Source organism: Pedobacter kyonggii (genome assembly GCF_004310665.1).
Classification (GTDB): Bacteria; Bacteroidota; Bacteroidia; order Sphingobacteriales; family Sphingobacteriaceae; genus Pedobacter; species Pedobacter kyonggii.
Genome location: NZ_SIXF01000024.1, coordinates 25,562 through 45,181, shown reverse-complemented (window position 1 = coordinate 45,181; position 19,620 = coordinate 25,562). Strand labels below are relative to the sequence as shown.

21 protein-coding genes and 1 pseudogene are annotated in these 19,620 nt (G+C 37.4%); 17 read left to right on the top strand and 5 right to left on the bottom strand.

Annotation, left to right across the window (positions count from 1 at the left end; translation table 11 throughout):
* Positions 1-91 precede the first annotated feature (91 nt).
* The 7 genes from ruvX to EYS08_RS19250 all read left to right on the top strand — a co-directional run bounded on the left by ruvX (position 92) and on the right by EYS08_RS19250 (position 5,076).
* On the top strand, positions 92-508 hold the full coding sequence (ruvX, locus tag EYS08_RS19280) for a Holliday junction resolvase RuvX (RefSeq protein ID WP_057930933.1): 417 nt from the start codon (positions 92-94) through the stop codon (positions 506-508).
* Between the two features lie 7 nt (positions 509-515).
* On the top strand, positions 516-1,154 hold the full coding sequence (locus EYS08_RS19275; protein WP_131031645.1) for an O-methyltransferase: 639 nt from the start codon (positions 516-518) through the stop codon (positions 1,152-1,154).
* Between the two features lie 78 nt (positions 1,155-1,232).
* Positions 1,233-1,910, top strand: coding sequence for a glucosaminidase domain and LysM peptidoglycan-binding domain-containing protein (locus EYS08_RS19270; protein WP_131031644.1), 678 nt, complete (start codon positions 1,233-1,235; stop codon positions 1,908-1,910).
* An 82-nt stretch (positions 1,911-1,992) separates the two neighbouring features.
* Positions 1,993-2,835: a glucosaminidase domain-containing protein gene (locus tag EYS08_RS19265; RefSeq protein ID WP_131031643.1), complete on the top strand. Its 843-nt coding sequence runs from the start codon at positions 1,993-1,995 to the stop codon at positions 2,833-2,835.
* A gap of 48 nt (positions 2,836-2,883) precedes the next feature.
* Complete coding sequence (locus EYS08_RS19260; protein WP_131031642.1) at positions 2,884-3,636, top strand: hypothetical protein; 753 nt, start codon at positions 2,884-2,886, stop codon at positions 3,634-3,636.
* On the top strand, positions 3,633-3,956 hold the full coding sequence (locus tag EYS08_RS19255; protein ID WP_208745909.1) for a hypothetical protein: 324 nt from the start codon (positions 3,633-3,635) through the stop codon (positions 3,954-3,956). Before EYS08_RS19260 ends, EYS08_RS19255 begins: the two co-directional genes overlap by 4 nt.
* A gap of 94 nt (positions 3,957-4,050) precedes the next feature.
* Entirely contained in the window at positions 4,051-5,076 is a 1,026-nt protein-coding gene (locus EYS08_RS19250; RefSeq protein ID WP_131031641.1) for a DUF3078 domain-containing protein, read from the top strand.
* Positions 5,077-5,078: 2 nt separating this feature from the next.
* Here EYS08_RS19250 and EYS08_RS19245 read toward each other — a convergent pair whose 3' ends face one another.
* Positions 5,079-5,810 (bottom strand): SIP domain-containing protein, encoded by a 732-nt coding sequence (locus EYS08_RS19245; protein ID WP_131031640.1) that lies wholly within the window; start codon positions 5,808-5,810, stop codon positions 5,079-5,081.
* A gap of 96 nt (positions 5,811-5,906) precedes the next feature.
* Here EYS08_RS19245 and EYS08_RS19240 point away from each other — a divergent pair, with 96 nt between their 5' ends.
* Positions 5,907-6,896, top strand: a complete 990-nt coding sequence (locus EYS08_RS19240) for a helix-turn-helix transcriptional regulator (protein WP_131031639.1) — start codon at positions 5,907-5,909, stop codon at positions 6,894-6,896.
* Between the two features lie 83 nt (positions 6,897-6,979).
* Here EYS08_RS19240 and EYS08_RS19235 read toward each other — a convergent pair whose 3' ends face one another.
* Positions 6,980-9,403, bottom strand: coding sequence for a DUF5916 domain-containing protein (locus EYS08_RS19235; RefSeq protein WP_131031638.1), 2,424 nt, complete (start codon positions 9,401-9,403; stop codon positions 6,980-6,982).
* Between the two features lie 192 nt (positions 9,404-9,595).
* On the opposite strand from EYS08_RS19235, the gene ffh reads away from it, so the two are divergent.
* Positions 9,596-10,933, top strand: coding sequence for a signal recognition particle protein (gene ffh, locus EYS08_RS19230; RefSeq protein WP_131031637.1), 1,338 nt, complete (start codon positions 9,596-9,598; stop codon positions 10,931-10,933).
* 663 nt (positions 10,934-11,596) lie between these two features.
* On the opposite strand, the gene EYS08_RS19220 is transcribed toward ffh, so the two are convergent.
* Complete coding sequence (locus tag EYS08_RS19220) at positions 11,597-12,484, bottom strand: DUF2268 domain-containing putative Zn-dependent protease (RefSeq protein WP_131031635.1); 888 nt, start codon at positions 12,482-12,484, stop codon at positions 11,597-11,599.
* Between the two features lie 294 nt (positions 12,485-12,778).
* Here EYS08_RS19220 and EYS08_RS19215 point away from each other — a divergent pair, with 294 nt between their 5' ends.
* Both EYS08_RS19215 and EYS08_RS19210 read left to right on the top strand, forming a co-directional pair.
* Entirely contained in the window at positions 12,779-13,933 is a 1,155-nt protein-coding gene (locus EYS08_RS19215) for a TlpA family protein disulfide reductase (protein WP_131031634.1), read from the top strand.
* A 52-nt stretch (positions 13,934-13,985) separates the two neighbouring features.
* Positions 13,986-14,816, top strand: a complete 831-nt coding sequence (locus EYS08_RS19210) for an alpha/beta fold hydrolase (protein ID WP_165456516.1) — start codon at positions 13,986-13,988, stop codon at positions 14,814-14,816.
* 205 nt (positions 14,817-15,021) lie between these two features.
* Here the strand turns inward: EYS08_RS19210 and EYS08_RS19205 are convergent, their stop codons facing one another.
* Positions 15,022-15,402, bottom strand: a complete 381-nt coding sequence (locus tag EYS08_RS19205) for a helix-turn-helix transcriptional regulator (protein ID WP_165456515.1) — start codon at positions 15,400-15,402, stop codon at positions 15,022-15,024.
* 47 nt (positions 15,403-15,449) lie between these two features.
* Here EYS08_RS19205 and EYS08_RS19200 point away from each other — a divergent pair.
* The 5 genes and pseudogenes from EYS08_RS19200 to EYS08_RS19180 all read left to right on the top strand — a co-directional run.
* Positions 15,450-15,919 (top strand): annotated as a pseudogene (locus tag EYS08_RS19200) (magnesium chelatase subunit ChlI family protein); the annotation flags it as partial.
* A 101-nt stretch (positions 15,920-16,020) separates the two neighbouring features.
* Positions 16,021-16,677 carry a SanA/YdcF family protein gene (locus EYS08_RS19195; RefSeq protein ID WP_131031632.1) on the top strand — a complete coding sequence of 219 codons (657 nt, stop codon included), beginning with the start codon at positions 16,021-16,023 and terminating at the stop codon, positions 16,675-16,677.
* A 346-nt stretch (positions 16,678-17,023) separates the two neighbouring features.
* Positions 17,024-17,395: a hypothetical protein gene (locus tag EYS08_RS19190; RefSeq protein ID WP_131031631.1), complete on the top strand. Its 372-nt coding sequence runs from the start codon at positions 17,024-17,026 to the stop codon at positions 17,393-17,395.
* Between the two features lie 116 nt (positions 17,396-17,511).
* On the top strand, positions 17,512-18,081 hold the full coding sequence (locus EYS08_RS19185) for a Crp/Fnr family transcriptional regulator (protein WP_131031630.1): 570 nt from the start codon (positions 17,512-17,514) through the stop codon (positions 18,079-18,081).
* Between the two features lie 84 nt (positions 18,082-18,165).
* Positions 18,166-18,846: a type 1 glutamine amidotransferase domain-containing protein gene (locus tag EYS08_RS19180; RefSeq protein WP_131031629.1), complete on the top strand. Its 681-nt coding sequence runs from the start codon at positions 18,166-18,168 to the stop codon at positions 18,844-18,846.
* 53 nt (positions 18,847-18,899) lie between these two features.
* Here EYS08_RS19180 and EYS08_RS19175 read toward each other — a convergent pair whose 3' ends face one another.
* Positions 18,900-19,169, bottom strand: coding sequence for a hypothetical protein (locus EYS08_RS19175; protein WP_394343125.1), 270 nt, complete (start codon positions 19,167-19,169; stop codon positions 18,900-18,902).
* 74 nt (positions 19,170-19,243) lie between these two features.
* Here EYS08_RS19175 and EYS08_RS19170 point away from each other — a divergent pair, with 74 nt between their 5' ends.
* The gene (locus EYS08_RS19170) at positions 19,244-19,594 is read left to right on the top strand and encodes a hypothetical protein (RefSeq protein ID WP_131031627.1); all 351 of its coding nucleotides are present in this window, start codon (positions 19,244-19,246) and stop codon (positions 19,592-19,594) included.
* Positions 19,595-19,620 lie beyond the last annotated feature (26 nt).

The window sequence follows — 19,620 nt, the reverse complement described above, 5'->3', positions numbered from 1 at the left end:
TTAGATTTACCTATTATTTCAAAAACCTTACCTTTGGCTTTTATTTTTTAACGGTGGCCAACGCTTTGCGCCAAACACCTAACGCTTAACTATGGCAAGGATCCTCGCATTTGATTATGGAACAAAACGCATCGGCATTGCAGTAACCGATCCCTTGCAGATTATTGCAACAGGTCTTGATACGGTGCATCCGAAAGATGTGATCGAATATGTTAAAAAATACATGCTCAGCGAGCAGGTGGAGGCCTTTGTGCTCGGCGACCCAAAGCAAATGGATGGTTCACCATCCGATTCGGCCCAACATGTAAAGGGTTTTGCCACATTGTTAAAAAAGTCATTTCCTGATATCCCAAGGCACTGGGTTGATGAACGTTTTACTTCTAAACTCGCACATCAGGCTATTATGCAAAGTGGCTTAAAAAAAATGGACAGAAGAGACAAAGACAGGGTTGATACCATTGCTGCAACCATCATTTTACAATATTTTATGGAAAGTAACCGTTTATAACCAACAAATGAACCTAATAAACGACGATTTACAGGATTTACTAATTACCTATTGCGAACCTGAAAGCGAATTGCTTCAACAGATAGACCGCGAAACCAACCTTAAAGTTTTAATGCCCCGTATGCTATCCGGACACTATCAGGGACGGGTTTTGAGCATGCTTAGCAAAATGATTTCTCCTAAAAGGATTTTAGAAATCGGCACTTTTACAGGTTATGCCACTTTATGTCTTGCTGAGGGCTTATCGAAAGACGGCCTACTGTATACGCTTGATATTAATGAGGAATTGGAAGATATGGTTCGCCGTAATTTTGCCCAATCCGCATTTAACGATCAGATCAACTATATCCTTGGCGATGCCATCACCACAATAGCGGGCTTAGATGAAGTTTTCGATATTGTTTTTATCGATGCAGATAAGAAAAATAATGGTACCTACTATGATCTGATTTTTGATCGCGTTCGCCCGGGCGGGGTTATCATTGTGGATAATGTGTTATGGAGTGGAAAAGTACTGCAGGAGAAACAGGATAAAGACACCAGAAATATTACTAGCTTTAATGATAAAATAGCTGCAGATGAACGGGTTGAGAAATTGATATTACCTGTTCGGGATGGTTTGTTTGTGATTAGGAAGAAAGCTTAACATATAGTGGTTAATCGATTAATTGTTTTAATCGGTTAATCGTACAGTTAACCAATTAAAACAATTAATCGATTAACCATGACTAAAAAAATCTTTACTTTTTGTGTGCTCCTCTTAACAGGGATTATTGCAAGAGCGCAAGATACGGAAGAATATATTGCTGAGCACGTAGAATATGCACAGGGTTTAATGCACGATCATAAAATTCCAGCCAGCGTTATTTTAGCTGTTGCCATACATGAATCGGCTTCTGGAAACAGTAAAATCGCACAACACCTTAATAATCATTTTGGGGTAAAAGGCCCTAATAACAATACCGAAATCCGTTCATCCTATCGCGATTATTTAAATGTGGATGAATCTTACAGCCATTTTGTAGAAATTATGGAGACCCGCAGGCCTTTTAATAATCTTTTCGAAAAATACGATCAATACGATTACAAAGGTTGGGCTTATGGAATCCGCCGTTGTGGTTATGCTACCAGTAGAAGCTGGGCAAGTCAGGTAATTGGCTTAATAAAAAAATATGAGCTCTATCAATACGATGAAAGGCCAGAAGGCTACGAAGAACCTGTTTATGCAGCACCAGTTCGCTATCGTACAAAAAGCAAAAGAGCTACAAAAACTTATACTGTAAAATCTGGAGATAACCTGAGTATAATTGCCAAAAAGAAAGGCACTACGGTTAAGGCCCTCATGCAGAAAAACGGCATGAAAAAGGCGAACTTAAAACCAGGACAGAAGTTAAAGTTTTGAGCCCGGAGTCATGAGTCCAAAGTCGATAAAGCCCCGTTAAGCAATTCTAACAATTAACCGATTAAACATAATCATAACATCAATGCGTTCATACAGTCATTACATCCTTATTGCAGCAATCCTCATATTTTTTAGTTCTTGCGGTACGCGGAAATTTTCTAAAAACAACAAACAGATCGAAAAGGCAGCCAACAAAGCCAACAACAATTCGTACAAAAGTTACAATACCTTAAGTTACATTGATGAGTTTAAAGGAGTGGCAGTTGAAGAAATGAATGCAAACGGAATTCCTGCAAGTATTACATTGGCGCAGGGAATTTTAGAATCGGGCAGTGGAAATAGCGACCTGGCCAAATACGCAAACAATCATTTTGGTATTAAATGTACATTAGACTGGAAGGGAAAAAACTACTTCCGGGACGATGATCAAAAAAACGACTGTTTTAGGGTGTATAAGGATGCCCGCGAATCTTTCAGGGACCACTCTGAGTTTTTAAAGCGCAAACGTTACAGTTTCCTTTTCCAGTTGGATAAAAATGACTACAAAAGTTGGGCGCAGGGATTAAAAACAGCCGGATATGCCACCAATCCAAAATATCCTGATTTATTGATCAATACCATCGAGAAATACCAGCTTTACCAATACGATCAACCGGAAAGCGAAAAACAAAAGATTGCCAGGGAGGATCGTGTCTTTTCAGAAATCAATCAGAATATCCCGCAGGAAAAGGCTAAATTTACACCAGTGCCCCCTCCACCTGCTGGAGCTAAACCCATTATTGCCGATGGTACTTATACCGTTGTTAAAGGAGATACACTCTATAATATTGCAAAACGTTTTAATTTAACGGTTGATCAGTTAAAAATGCTGAACGAGATGAGTACCGATGCCATTAAACTAGGTCAGATACTTAAGGTTAAATAATGTTAAGTACAAACATAGCCTGCCAGATATTTGTAGTTTTGTAGCTTAATGAAATTTTTTCTTCCCTTTATACTTGCTTTCGGCATCTCTACGCTGCTTCATGCACAAAATAAACCTGTGCAGGGCATTGTTATTGATAAAGAAACGAAGCAGCGTTTGGCCAAGGTTTATATTTATAACATCCGTACGGGTGATGGTTTATATAACAATACGAAAGGTGAGTTTAGCACCTTTGCGCTGCCAGGCGACACCCTAGTTGCGGCTTTATCGGGCTATGGAGTAGATACTATTGTTTTTAAGGGACAAACTGCAGCATACTTTCAACTCAGATCGTTGGGCATAAGACTGCGAGACGTAGTTATTCAACAAAAAAGATTAAGTCCGCAGCAGCAATATGAAAAAAATGTTCAGGAATATCGTTACCAAACCATGAAAGGAAGTAGTAAAGATTTATTGAATTTAGGCAACGGCGGTGTCGGTTTAGGTATTGATGCAATCTATAATCTGTTAAGCAGACAAGGAAGAAATGCCCGTCACCTTCAAAAAATCCTCGAAAAAGATTATCGCGAAGACTTGATCGATTACCGTTTCAGTGCCAGTCTGGTTAGCCAGGTATTAGGCATAAAAGATGCTGAACTGACAGATTTTATGCAACAGTATCGCCCTACTTATCAATTTGTATTAGATGCAACAGATTATGCCTTTAATCTTTTCATCCGGAATGCCTATAGAAGCTACAGGCTAAATCCTAAAGCCTTACAGTTACCTGCATTGCCCAAAATAACGATCGATAAGTTGTGAAAGCGCCAATTCTGATTGTTAAAAAACTTCCGGCAGCAGGCATGGCAATCTTTCCATTTATCCTGTTAAAATCGCCGCGGTTTAAAAACGATCCAATCATTATTAACCACGAAAAAATCCATTTACGGCAGCAATTAGAACTGCTTATTTTCCCTTTTTATATTTTATACCTGGTTAACTACCTGCTTAATTTTATTAAATGCCGAAACCACGATTTAGCCTATCGTAACATCGTTTTTGAAAAGGAAGCCTATGAGCATGAAAATGATCTAAAATATCTAAAAAAGGGTAATTGGTACGGCTGGTTTAAAAAGATCTGAAACAATAGTTTTCGTCTCCAATTCAATTGTCAATCTGACAATCATTTTGTTAAATGCTTTTTATCTCTAAAATTTTTCTTTTTCTTTGTAGGTAATGAAGAACTGTTTAGCTGCCATAATCCTGATTCTAAGTTTCTGCTCTACAAAATTATATGCACAGGAAATTGATACTATTCCGATCAATACAAAAGACCTGAATATAAAGTTAAAGCGTAGTCCTTTGCCGAGCAGACAAGGACCATTAAACTTCGAACCCGTAAAAATTAAGCCTTTGGTGGTAAACGCCAAGATTAATTATTGGAAAACAAGAACCAACATCGGCATTAATGTTAACCAGGCCCAGTTTAGTAACAACTGGAAAGGTGGGGGTACCAACTCTGTGGCAGTTGGTGGCTTGCTAAACTGGAAAGCAGAATACAATAAAAATAGCTATAGCTATATCAGCGAGCTTGTTTTGCAATATGGTAAAATCAAGAATAAAGATCAGCTGCAAAAGAAAACCAACGACCGTATTTTTTGGGATAATAAAGCTTCTTTCCAACTCTCTAAAAGCTGGTTCTTCTTCGGATCGTTAAGTTTTGAGTCCCAATTTGATAATGGTTACTCATATAAAATTACAAATGGTGTTGAAGAATCAACCTTGATCTCAAAATTTATGGGTCCGGGTTATTTAACCGAATCTATCGGTTTCGAGTACAAACCGGTTAAATATTTTTCTACCCGTATAGGTACCGGTACAGCGCGCCAAACTTTTGTTTTAGACGAAAAGCTTTTTCTTGATCCGGTTGATAATACCAAGCCACCAAAAGCCAGTGTTTATGGTGTAGAGTATGGCAAAAAAGTACGGAATGAGTTGGCATTTCAGATTGTAAGTGCATTTGATAAGGATATATTTACCAATACAAATCTTAAGGCACGTTACCAGATGTTCATTCCCTATAAAGATTTTAAGGCAAGTAAAATAGACCATAGGTTAGATGTTGCATTAACTGCAAAGATTAACCGTTTTATGAACACCAGTTTAACAGGCGTGCTCTTATTCGATGATGATACAGGCACAAACAAAATACAGGCGAACCAAATTTTAGCACTGGGTTTTGGCTTTACCTTTCCCAGATAGGTTTAGGCGCCACCAACCTTACCTATTTCCCAATATGGCATCGTAACTATCTGCCTAAAGCTTACTCCCCTTTGCTTTAGGTACCTTTTAAACAGCTGTATCGATTTTGCTCTTCCTGTTAGGTAAAAAGTAGCATTTTGCCACATTTCCCAGCACATCGGGTGCATATTTTCCATCCAGTTGATCGCATTTTTAGCTGGAGTATCCATATCAGAAGGCACGGTATCGATCAATAACTTAAGGTGATCAACAGAACTCAGGTTTTCTTCCTGCAGCTCTAAAATGCCAAAATATTCCACATCCTCATCTACCACTTTTTTCCCAAGCGATTCGTACAGACCCAGGCTGGTTTCATCGCCAAAAAAGAAATGCTGATTAGATTCTTCCTTATATTTAATTCTTGCACGATCTAGAATAAGCTTTAAAGTGTCTCCTTTTTGGATGTTCACAGCTAAGCTATGGCCCGGCCCTTGTCTGTTTAAGTAAAAAATAACTTCGCAGGTTTCGCGCGCTTCATCAAAGCTAGATAAAGTATAATGTCTATATTCATTGGCATTAACCCTAAACAACACTTCCATTCCAGGAATAAATTTGGCATCGAAAAAATCGCCTTTAAAGGTAACGCACTTTAAGTTGCTGCTCAACATTTTAGTTTCTACAACTTCTACCTGATATATTTTATTGCTGATCACTTTTTCCATTGTGTTGGCCAGCCATGATGGTAATTTTGGCATCGTATTCTTTTGTTTAGTAACTTTGAACAAAAGTAATTGTCTAACAAACGCATCTTTTTATACCAAAAGGATTAAAGTTTATATCAAAAGGATTTTATGGCTTTAAACATTTACGATGGTGACGATAAATATTATATTGTTGGTAACAAGTTCGACAATAACGAATTTAATCAGGCACTGGTAACCGAAAGAAGAGACAAATACAGCTTCCCCTTTGGTGATGCAGAGATTGTGGAGATCGCTTTTTCGGGTATTTACATTGTTTACGGCGATATGCTCGTGAAAAAGAGCCGCCTGCGCATTAAATCTTTTGATGAGCCCGATATGGTTGAGCTTCATTTTTCAATTACAGGCGGCGGCATTATGGAAAATTACCTCACCAACAAACGCCTGGATATCAAAGCCAATCAGCACAATATTATTTATAGCCCTGATTTTGATGGGATGGCAGAATTTTCGGTAGGGGGTCCGCATAAATTTTTCGAGGTAAATTTCGAAAGATCACGTTTTGTTGATTTAACTGGTGAAAGCAGCACTTTACTAAAAAACTTTGCCGAAAAAATCATGAACAACCGTTCGGTAGAGCTTTCATCAGAAAACTTGCCTATCAGTCTGGCAATGCACAGCTGCATCAGCGATATTATGAACTGTCATTTTACCGGTGGATTAAAGCTCTTGTTCCTTCAGTCTAAATGCCTTGAACTTTTGGCATTACAAGCCCAGGCTTTTGAACTTGCAGCAAAAAAAACCGACACCCCTACCATTAAATCGGCCTACGATAAAGACCGCATTTATTATGCACGCGAATATTTGTTAGCCAATGCCAGCCATCCCCCATGTTTAACCGAACTGGCAAAGGTTGCAGGCATAAACGAATTTAAACTGAAACAAGGCTTTAAAGAGGTTTTCCAGAATACCGTTTTTGGCTATTTAAGCGATTACAAACTGATGCGTGCCAAAGAACTCCTGGCCGATAGCAGCAAAAATATCAAGAATATTTCCGAAGAATTGGGCTATTCTTCGGTACAGCATTTCAGCAGTGCTTTTAGTAAAAAATTCGGCGTAAGCCCTGGTAAAGCAAGGTAGGCTAGTCCTTAGTTCACAGTCTTTAGTCTTAGGTGCACATTTCCTGGCCTTGGGTTTAAACCCAAGGCTAGGAACGATAAAACTTAAACCTTTTTCCTTTTCTTCTTTAAATCGAGATAATCAACATAATATAAAACCTTTACCGAAAGGCTGTTATTCTGAGGAGCATTTAAAATTCCGCTTAGGTTTCTGTTGTAACGCTGCGTATAAAAAGTATCATAAGTTTCGGCCGCATCCTTGTATGAAACAGAAAGGGTGCTACCTGGTGCAAATTGCCAGGTATAAATCAAATCAATATTAAACACATTATAGTTTCTATCCATCCCGGTTAATGTTGGTCCTTGATAATCGGTTAAATGTCCATCAGACTGAAGCAGATAAAATTCTTTATTTCTTCTATCACTCCAATAATGTCTTAGTACAATGGTTAGTCCCATTAAGTTGGTAAAGGTGTATTTAGCATCAAATGAGTTTTCTACCGTTCTGCGGTCGTATTTAGAGAAAATAGCTCGATCACCTTGTGCGGTCACCCAGTTTACATAATCGTAGTTCGGGTTAAAGTTCAGGTCTAAACCAAAAGCAATCTTATCATTCAACCTCAGGTTCTGGAAAAAGTAAAAGTTGTACTGTTTGCCACCGAAAAGTTTTTGCTCAAAATAGCGCACATTTCCACCAAAATTATAGGCTTTAGCACGGTTGGGATTTATATACAAGGCAACACCAAAATTTCCTGGCGCATGATACATTTGTCCATTTCGGGCTTCGTAAAAGTCGTTCCCTTTTCTATCTACACTTAAATCAAACTCTGCCGACCATTGATTTTTAAATTGAACCCAATACCCTACATTCGTACCTATTTTTTGATAAGCACTCGGTATTGCCCTGCGGGAATAATTTAGATTAAGCCAACTTTCAAATTGATTATACCATTTGCTTGGCTTGTATACATTATAACCAATACCAATCCGCTGATCTAAAAAGTTGTTATTGGTAAAGAAACCCATATCTGATGGATCAAATTTATCATCTGCATATGCCTGATTATAGCTCCAGGTAAAATTGCCACTCTGTTTTCCAAACCGTAAGGTGTAGCTATAACCCATGCTCGATTCTTCACCCTGTAAATAGCTCATTTTGCCCCCGCCATTTACGAAATATTTATTGCCTTTATTGTTTAAATTGAAAAGCAGGGCACTTACATTAGCATCGTAAGCAGAACCTTGCCTAAGTACATTTGTGTTGATAAACGTAGCCGAACTGTTATTTTTTAACGACTGATCGAAAACCAAAATATTATAATTAGTGAGCGGCTGAGTTTCAACCATACGAAGGTTACCCTGAGCATCTTCTACTTCGGTTTCCATGCTATTGGTAATTGCATTAAAAACACCAATACCGAGACCTTTGGCTGTCCGTCCTGAAATTTTTGTGGCGTTTAATACCTTGGCTTCAGTTTGATCTTTTACAATTTTATCACTGCTGCCCACCCCGCTGTAATTATAATAGGATGGAATAGAACCGATCCGCTTCGAATAAAACAAATCGCCTTTGTTAAACAATTCTGTTCCTTCGGTAAAAAATTGTCGGTTTTCATTAAATTTCACTTCAAAAGGAGTGAGGTTTAATATCCGGTTATCGGATTGTACCTGCCCAAAATCGGGCACTAAGGTCATATCCAGCGTAAAACTGTTGTTGATTCCGTATTTAACATCCATCCCCCCATTAAACCGCGAGGTTGTATTTTTTACACCTGGTAAATTAACCGGATAATGATTTACGTAGGCCGAAATATATGGCGAAAAAGATAATCTTAACGGAGGTTTAACATCTTTTATGCCCATCCACAACCCTTCCTGATTGATAAAGCCGTTTACTTTAGGATCTACAAAATTCCAAAATGTCTGCGTATTGCTCCGCTGTATCCTGCGGCTAAAATTCAAACCCCAGTTCTGGATATCCTTACCAGAGAAACGCAGGGCCGAATAAGGGATTTTCATCTCGCAGGTCCAGCCTTTATCATCAATTTTAACAGCACTTTCCCACACCGCGTTCCAATTTGCATCTTCATCACCAACCTGCGAGTATTTGGCATCAAACTGAACACCTGCAGCCGTAACAAAAAAGCCATTTCCGTTCATTTTATCGTAAAAGGGATCGACAATAATCGAAATGAAATCGGCGTTGCCAATATTATCCCTCGAAACCAATTCGTGCGAAACACTGTCGGGGTGATCGTACATCCGGGCATAAACATAAATCGCAACATCATCATAAAGCACTTTCATTTCGGTGCGCCGGTCATGAGTTTCTATCTTTCCCGGATTTGGCCTGATCTGAATAAAATCAGTAGCGATTGGAACATTATTCCAACACTCATCATCTAAAATACCGTCTATCTTGGGGCTTTGCAGCGTTCTTTTTGCTTCCAGCTGGCGCTGTTTCGAAATATCCTGAGCTTGGGAAAAAGCACAAATAAATATAAAAAAAAGGAGGATACAGCGTTTCATTTGTTTAGGTTAGTTAGGTATAAGACCATGCCTTAAACAAAATGTTGCACCAAAAGAAAAATTTAATATTCATCTTCCTAAAGTTTTGACTTTGAGTTGCTAAGATTTACAAGCAAAATTTGATACATTTGCCTTTTATTAAAAACAACTAGCTTTTTGCCTTTCGGCATGAAGCTTTTAGCTTAAAAAAAGATGTTTGATAATTTACAGGACAAGCTAGACAGAGCATTTAAAGTACTAAAAGGACAAGGCAGCATTACGGAAATCAACGTGGCAGAAACCATGAAAGAGATCCGTAAAGCATTATTAGATGCCGATGTTAACTATAAAACAGCAAAAGCATTTACCGATGATGTGAGGCAAAAAGCTTTGGGGCAAAACGTGCTTACAGCCGTTTCTCCAGGTCAATTGCTTACCAAAATAATGAACGATGAACTTGCAGCCTTAATGGGTGGCGAAGTTACAGAGTTAGATACTAAAGCAAACCCTACCATTATCTTAATTGCTGGTTTAAACGGTGCGGGTAAAACTACTTTCGCAGGTAAACTGGCTTTGCATTTAAAAGGCAAGGGGAAAAAACCTTTATTGGTTGCCGGCGATATGTACCGCCCGGCGGCTGTAGATCAATTAGAGGTTTTAGGAACCTCGGTTGGTGTTTCAGTTTATGCTAACCGCGCATCAAACGATCCTGTTGGCATAGCTTTAGAAGGTATTGAACACGGTAAACAAAATGGAAATAACGTAATCATTATCGATACCGCAGGTCGTTTAGCGATCGACGAATCTTTAATGAACGAAATATCTGAAGTTAAGGCCAAAACCCAGCCACACGAGATTTTATTCGTGGTGGATTCGATGACCGGTCAGGATGCGGTAAATACAGCCAAAGTATTTAATGACAGACTTGATTTTACGGGCGTTGTTTTAACCAAATTAGATGGCGATACCCGCGGTGGGGCAGCGCTTTCAATTAAATCGGTAGTAAACAAGCCGATTAAATTTATCGGTACCGGCGAGAAAATGGAAGCGCTTGATGTATTCTATCCAGACCGTATGGCATCGCGTATTTTGGGCATGGGTGACGTGGTTTCGCTTGTTGAACGTGCACAAATGCAGTTCGACGAGAAAGAAGCAGCAGAACTTCAGAAAAAAATCCGCAAGAATAAATTCGATTTCAACGATTTCTACAACCAGATTCAGCAGATCAAAAAAATGGGTAACATGAAAGATTTGATGGGTATGATTCCGGGTGTAGGCAAAATGATGAAGAATGTAGATATTCAGGATGATGCTTTCAAATCAATCGAAGCCATCATCAATTCGATGACCCCGTTTGAGAAAGAAAACCCAGATAGCATCCAGCAAAGCCGCCGCTTACGTATTGCAAAAGGATCGGGAAGCAAGGTAGAAGAAGTAACCAAGCTAATTAAACAGTTTGAAGATATGCGTAAAATGATGAAGCAGTTTTCTAATCCGGCAGCAGCAGCAGCAATGATGAAAGGTATGCCTAAAATGCCATTTGGCAGATAATTTAGAAGGTTTAGGGTAGAGGGTTTAGGGCGTAAGGCCAGTTACCTCATGAAAATATAATCCCGATCAGTAATGGTTGGGATTTTTGTTTTATAGATTTTGGAAATGCGGGCTCAGTATTTCATAGGAGGGTTCAGCCCTGCTTTCCCTGCTGCCGATAGAAGGAATCGGCATTCGTCCAATCAGTTTATTTAACAGCGGTTGGTGAAACCGACTCGCTAATAGATACTAAAACTTGATCTTTTTTAAATAATCTGTATATTAGAATCAATATTCATCCCAAATAATTTACATCCGAATTTATTTTAATTAAAATCAATGCTTGTAAAAACATACGGGAGTGCTGTTTATGGCGTAAATGCACTTACCATAACAATCGAAGTGAATATTAGCACGGGTACAAAATACTATATGGTAGGCCAGCCTGTCTTTAATTGTGGCTATTCTGAGACAACAATTAACAGTATATGTTCTGTAATGCAAATTATCAAAAACTCATCATCAAAACCTAAAATTTCGATTTGAATAATGGAATGAGTTTATGATAATCAACTAAAAGAAAAAAGATATTCCAGAGTTAATGGGGAATAGGTTTGATTGTACAGCGTACTGGTATTGATCCAACTTAATTATTGAGAAACAAGGGGATTTTGAATATATAACCTATCTAAACTTTGACGCATATCCACTTTCGTATAAGAACTTTCTAAAGTCTCTTATGTGAAGGATATCTGATATAGCTTTTTTCTTATCAGTTGCCTTTTCATAATAGGCTTCTGTAATTTTATATCCAATCCAATAACCTAGATCAGGTGGATATCCATTTTTAGGTTTGTAATTATACATCCAATCATGGCTATCCTCCCTATCGTCCATGATTTCCTTGAACTCCAACCACAATTTAGCTTCATTAGCATTGCCATAGCTATGTGTTTGTTTATTTGGACCTCCACCAGAAATAAGCTCCCCTATAAAATCAGCACTACCTTCATTAATACAAGCAGCGAGTAGATCTAGGCTTTTCTTCGGAATACTATCCTGTTGATAGTGGATAAGTTCATGAGCAACCATATAGGGAACTGCTGCTGATTGAATCATTTCGGCTCCTATGATTAAGCCTTTTGGATTGGAGTGCCCTCCAGAATTAAATCTACCAATCACAAAATATACATTAGGGTAGACTGCTATAGGATAAAGATATTTTAACGCCATGAATGCCGCCCGGCATTGCTTCTCATTGTCCAACATTCTTAGGCTATTTAGCCTGGCTTTTTCATAGTCATTCTTCCGTTCCCGAACTGTGCTAAGCAGAGAAGTTGCATTTTCTATTCTGCCTTTTGTAAATGCTTGCACACCAGTGGAGCCTGGTTTTAGATAGATATTTTCAAAAGGGTTAGTCTGCGGCTCTGCATCAATCTTATCAAATGCTTTCCAAAAGTTAGTTATATCCCTTGTTACAAATGATGCCTTCAGCGGATCAGAAACAGATTGCGCAGAGGAAAAATCGAAAAGAATGATGATGGCAAAAAGTGTTAATAAAGCATTTTTCATATTAATTGAGTAAATCTTAATCTAAGATAAGACGATATAAACCTAAAATAGGTTGCAATGATCACTAAACATACTGGTATTGCAATACAGCCATACTATCGTTAAACGATGAAATAACGATAGCAAATTAGGTGACTATCGCGATTCTGGATCCAGCAGTCTTTTTGAATCCTAAAGAGCCACTCGTGTCATATCTAGGTAATTAACAGTTTACAAAACTTTTATGGGCTTTAAGGTTATGTTTAAAAACCTAACTTGTCAGCACGGTCAGATATATACATTAATTTCTGAAATATGCAGAAGCTTTTATTCACCATTATATTCTTAGTTTTATCTCAACATCTTTACCCTCAAGTCAATTCCCAGAATTATACTCTTTCGGTAACCTTACATAATGCTCCATTTAAGAATTTAGCACTTAGGGACTACAGAGACTCGCACAGCCTGATCATCAAGGGCGAGCACGTGGGAGAATTCAAATGGCACTTTAAGATTCCAGATTCTATTGCTGTTAATTCTGAATTTATGGAGCTAATTATTCCGGATAAAGACACAGCTGCAAACGGTTATCGTCAGGTGCGTTTTATTCGAGCGCATGGAAATACAAATACTTCAATCACCAATATTGGTATTCAGGATGAAAATAATTACATAGAGGCCAAATATAGAGAGAGCAAATCTATCGAAAACGAAAATGTGGCGTACATCTTAGGGTTAGCCGATTCCGTTGTATACGGTACTTTGATTCTAGATGATTTTGAGTTGCTTGTAAAAAATGATAGTTCTGATATTACAGTGCGTTCTCAAGATTCATATTACACTTGGTTTGATAAGGGAGATAACAATCTGTCTTATAAAGACAACTTACAATTCTACATCAATTTAGCTGTAAAGTACCCCGATTCAAGGTACTTGATGACCTACCTGTCACAAAATCTGCTCAAATTCGAAACGAGAGTGGATGTAAAAAAGATTTATGAAAAATTATCAGACAGATTTAAAAAATCGAAATGGGCCAGAAGGATTGAACAATATATTTCTAATTTTAAAGATGTAAAGCTTATTAACTTAAATTCGAAAAAGGCTGAAGAGCTTGTTCAAGATTCATCCAAACACAGTTTATTAATATTTAGTGCTTCTTGGTGCGGACCATGTATTGAGGAAATGCCTCTTCTTAACAAACTTCATCAGCAGCTAAAAGGAAGGATAAATTTCACAACCATTTCCATGGATTATGAAACAAAAGTAAAGGCGTTCCAAAACCTTCTAAGTAAGAATGAAATTACATGGCGAACCTTATATGCATATAAGGATCTAGATAGGGTTACAGATCTATTCTCTATAGATGGCATCCCGTTGACTATATTAGTTTATCCTGATGGTCGCATGGAAAGGATGGATGTTCGGGATTTGGAAAATCAAAAAAAACTATTTTCACTGAAGTTATAAGTTTATGTTTTCTATAGGACGTCTTCTACTCTTAATCACATTCCTCTCGCAATTGGCACCAGTAAATGCCCAATCTAAAAAAGAAAGTTCGACTATTCAGATTTATAATAATGCGACGAAAGAGTTTTTATCTTTCGAACAAAGCCATGGCGCATTTGTACAAACTAGAAATGTAAACATGCATTATTTAAGTTGGGGAAATCCTGACAACCCTTTTATAATTTGGGCCCATGGGAGCTTAAATAATGGGTACGAACTTTTGGATATAGCTGATAGCCTTGTCAAGGCTGGATATCATGTAATCGACATTGATTATTATGGACACGGTCAAATCGCCATGCCTGATGATCATGAAGGATCTATTTACCATATAGCTGATGACATCAAATTCCTAATGGATAAACTTTCAATCGAAAAAGCTTTCGTTGGTGGTTTCTCCAGGGGAGGATATGTTGCCACAGCATTTTATAATTCATATCCTGAAAATGTATTGGGTTTGATACTTGAGGATGGAGGCTCAGTTGCCGCTAATACATACTATCATAAGTTAGACACCAACAAACTAGAACAGATATCAAAGAAGTTTGATTTAAAACAAGCTACTCCCTGGGATAAAACTTACCCCACACAACTTGAAGCATTTAACTCACTGTACGATTCTACCGAAGTAAGTAATCAATTTCCAATTTTTGCCTTATTAAAAGAAAACAAAACTGGAGATTGGGGAATCAATTATTCAGATATGATGAAACTCTTTAATCTTGAAAACAGCGGGCAATTTACTGATTTGGTCTTACGTACATCAAAAGTGCCGCTTTTTGCCAGATCTATGGTAACAATGGAACTCGAGATTATTTTCCGGAATCTCCACATACGGTTTTGATTCTTGACCCTGTTAGTCAAGATGATCCGATGCCATTCGAAAAAGAGAATGAAGTATTGAAAAATATCCATCCAGACTACATAACTTATAAAGTTTATCCTAACACAATATCCATTATGCGCATCCTGCAAGGTTTACGAAAGACGTTATAGAATTATTAGACCGGTCCTATGATTATCATTAAACGGTGGAATAATGATAGTGATTACAACATCGAATCTAGCTTTTCCATTATTTCCTTATGCGGTTTGTTTTCTTCTAATTCCCAGCTACAAACTGTAGCTCCATCAACTCCAAGAATTTTTCCAAATTGTTTTTGGCTAAGCCCATTAATGTGCCTATGTGCTTTTAGTTTCCCTGAAAGAGTAGTCAAATTAACCTCAAATGGTATGTAATTCAAAAAATTTATAACGCGAGGAAAAAATTGAATTTGAGGAGTACTCCTGTTTTTTTCCCAATTTCTAACGCAATCTTCACTAACTCCACAAATCACTGCCAGCTCTGTTTGACGTAACTTTAGTTCCATTCTTTTCTTTCTTATATGATCACCTATAGATACAGGGTTTTCAGTATAGGAAATAGGCATTGGTTTTCAGGTTTGGCTTTCAAAACGCAAACAAGGCAACGCAGGAATGCCCATGTGGTTTTTACAACCATCCGGAGAAAGATTGTGTTTGCGCACCGGGCGTGGTTCAAAAGTACCTGAATAAAATATCTGGACCACTTCTAGACCGGATTGATCTTCATGTAGAAGTAACGCTGGTTAATTTTACAGAATTAGCCTCCACAGAAAGAAACAATCTCATTAGGGAACGTGTAATTAAAGCCAGGGAAATTCAGGACAAACGTTTTCTTGATAAAGAAGAACTGCACTGCAATGCCCAAATGAGCCCGAAAATGGTGCGTAAAGTATGTCAGATCAGCGAAGCAGGCACTATTTATTAAAAACTGCAATGGAAAGGTTAGGCTTATCTGCACGTGCTTACGATAGGATTTTAAAAGTAGCCAGAACCATTGCCGATTTAGCCGGAAGTGAAAATGTAGAGCTCGAGCATTTGGCCGAATCGATTAATTATAGGAGTTTGGATAGGGAATGGCTGGGCGGGGTAAAACGATTTGCAGAAAATCAATTTTTAAATACCTGTGATAATCCGTTTTGCCTTTAACTATCTTTAAGAGATAAATAATTACTACCGTTTAATCCATGAAGACTAAAAAAATCATAAAATTGTTAATCTATGCCTCCTTATTGGGCGTTATAGTAGTGTTGGGTATAAATTTATTTGTAAAATCTCAAACCGAGCCGGTAATTTTTTCAAAAGAAAAAGACACACCAGAAACCAAAGTAGGTATTATTTTCGGAGCAGGCATTAACAATAATAAACCTAGCAAATATTTAAAAGATAGGCTTGATGCTGGCATCGAACTTTATAAAAACAATAAAATTGATAAAATTCTGTTATCTGGCGATAACGGTAGCGATGAGCATGACGAGTTAACGGTGATGAAACTTTACTGTTATCAGCACGGTGTTGATACCAATAAGATTTATCTTGATTATGCCGGCTTTGATAGCTACTCTACCTTATATAGATCTAAATATATCTTTAATATTGATACAGCCATTCTGGTTTCACAAAAATATCATTTAAACCGGTGTATCAATATCGGGAATAAATTGGGCATTAAATCATATGGCTTTGCTGCCGATCAAGGAACGTATCAGGGTTACAAATATGCTTCTTTTAGAGAGTATTTTGCCGTTGTAAAATCTACAATTGATATTTTAATTGGCAGAAAACCGCACTTTTTGGGCAAAACAGTAGACATTAACGGATCTTCAAATTATACCAAAGAATAATGTGAAATATATCGATTTTCGATTGCTTGCAGCGGTAAAAAATTTCTTTTTTCTTCAAATATCACTCTATTTCAATTTCAATAAATAAGCGATGTTCTTCTAAACTGAACAGTTTTATTTGTTTATGAGCGCTAGCACCTGTAAAAAATCTGTTATGGCCAGCACGAATGAAAAATGCGACTATACACACCCATAAAGAACTATTAAACAGCATTTTAAATAAGAATATTTTGTTGTTTTCATTTTGTTATCTCACTGTTTTTTAGGTACAAATGACTCGTTTGGCATAGTCATTGTCATAGTCATGTTACATTTATTACCTATTTAAAATAAAAAAGTGAAAGAGATGAAAAAGACAGTTCAAATTTTCAGCATGCTTTTAATAGCATTAACCGTAATGGTATCGTGTAAAAAAGATACCGATCCTGCAGATAGGGATTTCTTCGTGGGTACTTATTCCGGAACCATTACTTATAACGATGGCTCCAAAGACATTAGCGATGATGATGGCAAGGTAAGGGTAGTTAAAGCCGGCGATACCTATAATTTTATTTTTGGTACGGGTATCCCTGATATTACAGGCGTAAAATTCCAGGGTTCGGGTGATACTTATACCAGTATTGGCGACGGATTAACTGGCATAAGCGTTAACGCAAGTACATTAAAAATTTTGGTAACCAATTCGAAAGGTACCTGGACAGCAAATTGCACAAGATAAACCATTTAAAAGACAGAAGGCCCGATCAGTAAAAAATCGGGCCTTATTTTTTCGCCTTACCTCATTCCAAAAATCAATAAAATGAGTTTCATGCTTAATTTATTTAAATTTATAGCATGAGTTTTGAATTAAAAACACACCTCGAAGAAATCATTTCCCTCACCGATCAGGAGTTTGAGCATATAGCAGCACATTTCAAACCTAAAACACTTAAAAAACACCAGTACCTGATCCAGGAAGACGAATTTGTCAATCACATTTATTTTGTAGTTAAAGGTTTACTAAAGGCTACATTTACAGATGCCAATGGTAAAGCGTATATTATCCAGTTTGCGATGGAAAACTGGTGGCTTTCCGATTTTAGGGCTTTTTATGGTCATGTTAAATCCATTACCAACATCAGTTGCTTAGAAAACTCCGAACTACTCTCCATCAGCAAAGATGATTTAGATCAGCTTTGCCGCGAAAGCCATAAAATGGAGCATTTTTTCAGGATAAAAAACAGTTTGGGTTATGTTGCTTTGCAGCAAAGGATTTTATCACTTTTAACTACCAGCCCGAAAGAGCGTTTTGAACAACTCGCTCAACAGTATCCGCAATTGATGCAACGGGTTTCTAAAACAATAATCGCAGCGTACTTGGGCATTTCTAGAGAAACCTTAAGCAGGCTTTCCGCAAAAGTGTGATTTTGCGCACATTAAATTTGTGATTGAAGTCCTTTGCTGCCCTATTCAAGAGCACTAATTTTGTGATACACTTAACATAAAAATATGAATAAGAAAGTTTTATTCGTGCTTACAAGCCACGACGAATTAGGAAATACAGGTTTAAAAACAGGTTTTTGGTCAGAAGAATTGGCAGCGCCATATTATGCCTTAGCCGACAAAGGTATTGATATTGTATTGGCCTCACCAAAAGGTGGTCAGCCACCAATTGACCCTAAAAGTGAAGATCCTTCCTTTCAAACCGAAACGACGAAAAGAATGGACAAAGACACTGCTCTTTTGGCCAAATTAAAAAATACCATTCCATTGACCGATATAATAATGGATGATTATGATGCAGTTTTTTATCCTGGTGGCCATGGACCACTTTGGGATTTAGCAGAAAGCGCAACTTCACAACAGCTCATTATCGAATTCTATACTGCCAAAAAGCCTGTTGCTTTTGTATGTCATGCTCCGGGAGTGCTTAAGGATGTAAAGATAAATGGTGAATACCTGGTGAACGGAAAAAATGTAACCGGATTTACCAATACTGAAGAAGAAGCTGTACAATTAACAAACGTAGTGCCTTTCTTAGTAGAGGATATGTTGATAAAAAATGGTGGGTATTACAGCAAGATAGCTGATTGGAGTCCCTATGCTGTAGTTGACGGCTTATTGATTACCGGACAAAATCCTGCCTCATCAGAAAAAGTTGCAGAAGAATTATTAAAGCTCCTTGCCTAAATTTAAATCCTCAACACGGATTGGTTTAGCCAAACCTTGTTGAGGATTTCTCGTTATAGCTCGTCTTCTTCATTATCTTCTTCAGGTACATATTTTTCAATCGCCTGGCCAATTGCATTCACCTCTTCATCTTCCTCAAAAATGGGAAGTTCTGTTTTGTAATCCATTTTTAACCAGATAGATGAAGTATCTTTTTGAATCTGAATGTATTCTCTTCCATCTTTAAAAATGGTATACGAATCATTTCCCTCCGGGAAAACTGAATAATTAATTGGTCCTATTTCTATATCAAAAGGTTCTTGCATAGCGGATATTTTCTTCAAAGATAAAAAATCTTTCTTGGGGTTAAGCCAGTTATATATGATGACATCCTTATCTTTATGGTATAAGTTTACATATGGATTTTTCAAAAGCAGACAACAAAGTTGCCCGAAAATTATTCGAGGTAGCTTTACAACGGGAACTAAAAAAAGAAATGCAGGCATTTTCTGAAATTTTAGACCAATGGAAAACACAACAACCTCAAGACAACAAAGCCGATTATTATAAAATTTTTACTGCAGTAACAGATTTTGATAAACACATTGCCAGAAGATACGACGGACTTAGAAATTCATGGTTTTTTGATACGGTGATTGCTATGCTTGTAGATAAAACCATTACTACAGCTGATTTAGAAGATTTTTCGGAAGAGGCAAAAAGTGAAATATCAAAGAGCCTTAAATTCAGAGAAGTTAATCAACTATAAATAAGGCCAAATTCAGGAAAGGTAGA

Excerpts from the sequence above, each read along its gene's own strand:
- ffh (WP_131031637.1), top strand. The coding sequence starts at position 9,596 with ATGTTTGATAATTTACAGGACAAGCTAGACAGAGCATTTAAAGTACTA.
- EYS08_RS19245 (WP_131031640.1), bottom strand. The coding sequence starts at position 5,810 with ATGCCAAAATTACCATCATGGCTGGCCAACACAATGGAAAAAGTGATC.
- EYS08_RS19250 (WP_131031641.1), top strand. The coding sequence starts at position 4,051 with ATGAAGAACTGTTTAGCTGCCATAATCCTGATTCTAAGTTTCTGCTCT.
- ruvX (WP_057930933.1), top strand. The coding sequence starts at position 92 with ATGGCAAGGATCCTCGCATTTGATTATGGAACAAAACGCATCGGCATT.
- EYS08_RS19260 (WP_131031642.1), top strand. The coding sequence starts at position 2,884 with ATGAAATTTTTTCTTCCCTTTATACTTGCTTTCGGCATCTCTACGCTG.
- EYS08_RS19185 (WP_131031630.1), top strand. The coding sequence starts at position 17,512 with ATGAGTTTTGAATTAAAAACACACCTCGAAGAAATCATTTCCCTCACC.
- EYS08_RS19235 (WP_131031638.1), bottom strand. The coding sequence starts at position 9,403 with ATGAAACGCTGTATCCTCCTTTTTTTTATATTTATTTGTGCTTTTTCC.
- EYS08_RS19275 (WP_131031645.1), top strand. The coding sequence starts at position 516 with ATGAACCTAATAAACGACGATTTACAGGATTTACTAATTACCTATTGC.
- EYS08_RS19195 (WP_131031632.1), top strand. The coding sequence starts at position 16,021 with ATGAAGACTAAAAAAATCATAAAATTGTTAATCTATGCCTCCTTATTG.
- EYS08_RS19190 (WP_131031631.1), top strand. The coding sequence starts at position 17,024 with ATGAAAAAGACAGTTCAAATTTTCAGCATGCTTTTAATAGCATTAACC.
- EYS08_RS19215 (WP_131031634.1), top strand. The coding sequence starts at position 12,779 with ATGCAGAAGCTTTTATTCACCATTATATTCTTAGTTTTATCTCAACAT.
- EYS08_RS19170 (WP_131031627.1), top strand. The coding sequence starts at position 19,244 with ATGGATTTTTCAAAAGCAGACAACAAAGTTGCCCGAAAATTATTCGAG.
- EYS08_RS19205 (WP_165456515.1), bottom strand. The coding sequence starts at position 15,402 with ATGCCTATTTCCTATACTGAAAACCCTGTATCTATAGGTGATCATATA.
- EYS08_RS19240 (WP_131031639.1), top strand. The coding sequence starts at position 5,907 with ATGGCTTTAAACATTTACGATGGTGACGATAAATATTATATTGTTGGT.
- EYS08_RS19220 (WP_131031635.1), bottom strand. The coding sequence starts at position 12,484 with ATGAAAAATGCTTTATTAACACTTTTTGCCATCATCATTCTTTTCGAT.
- EYS08_RS19270 (WP_131031644.1), top strand. The coding sequence starts at position 1,233 with ATGACTAAAAAAATCTTTACTTTTTGTGTGCTCCTCTTAACAGGGATT.
- EYS08_RS19265 (WP_131031643.1), top strand. The coding sequence starts at position 1,993 with ATGCGTTCATACAGTCATTACATCCTTATTGCAGCAATCCTCATATTT.
- EYS08_RS19180 (WP_131031629.1), top strand. The coding sequence starts at position 18,166 with ATGAATAAGAAAGTTTTATTCGTGCTTACAAGCCACGACGAATTAGGA.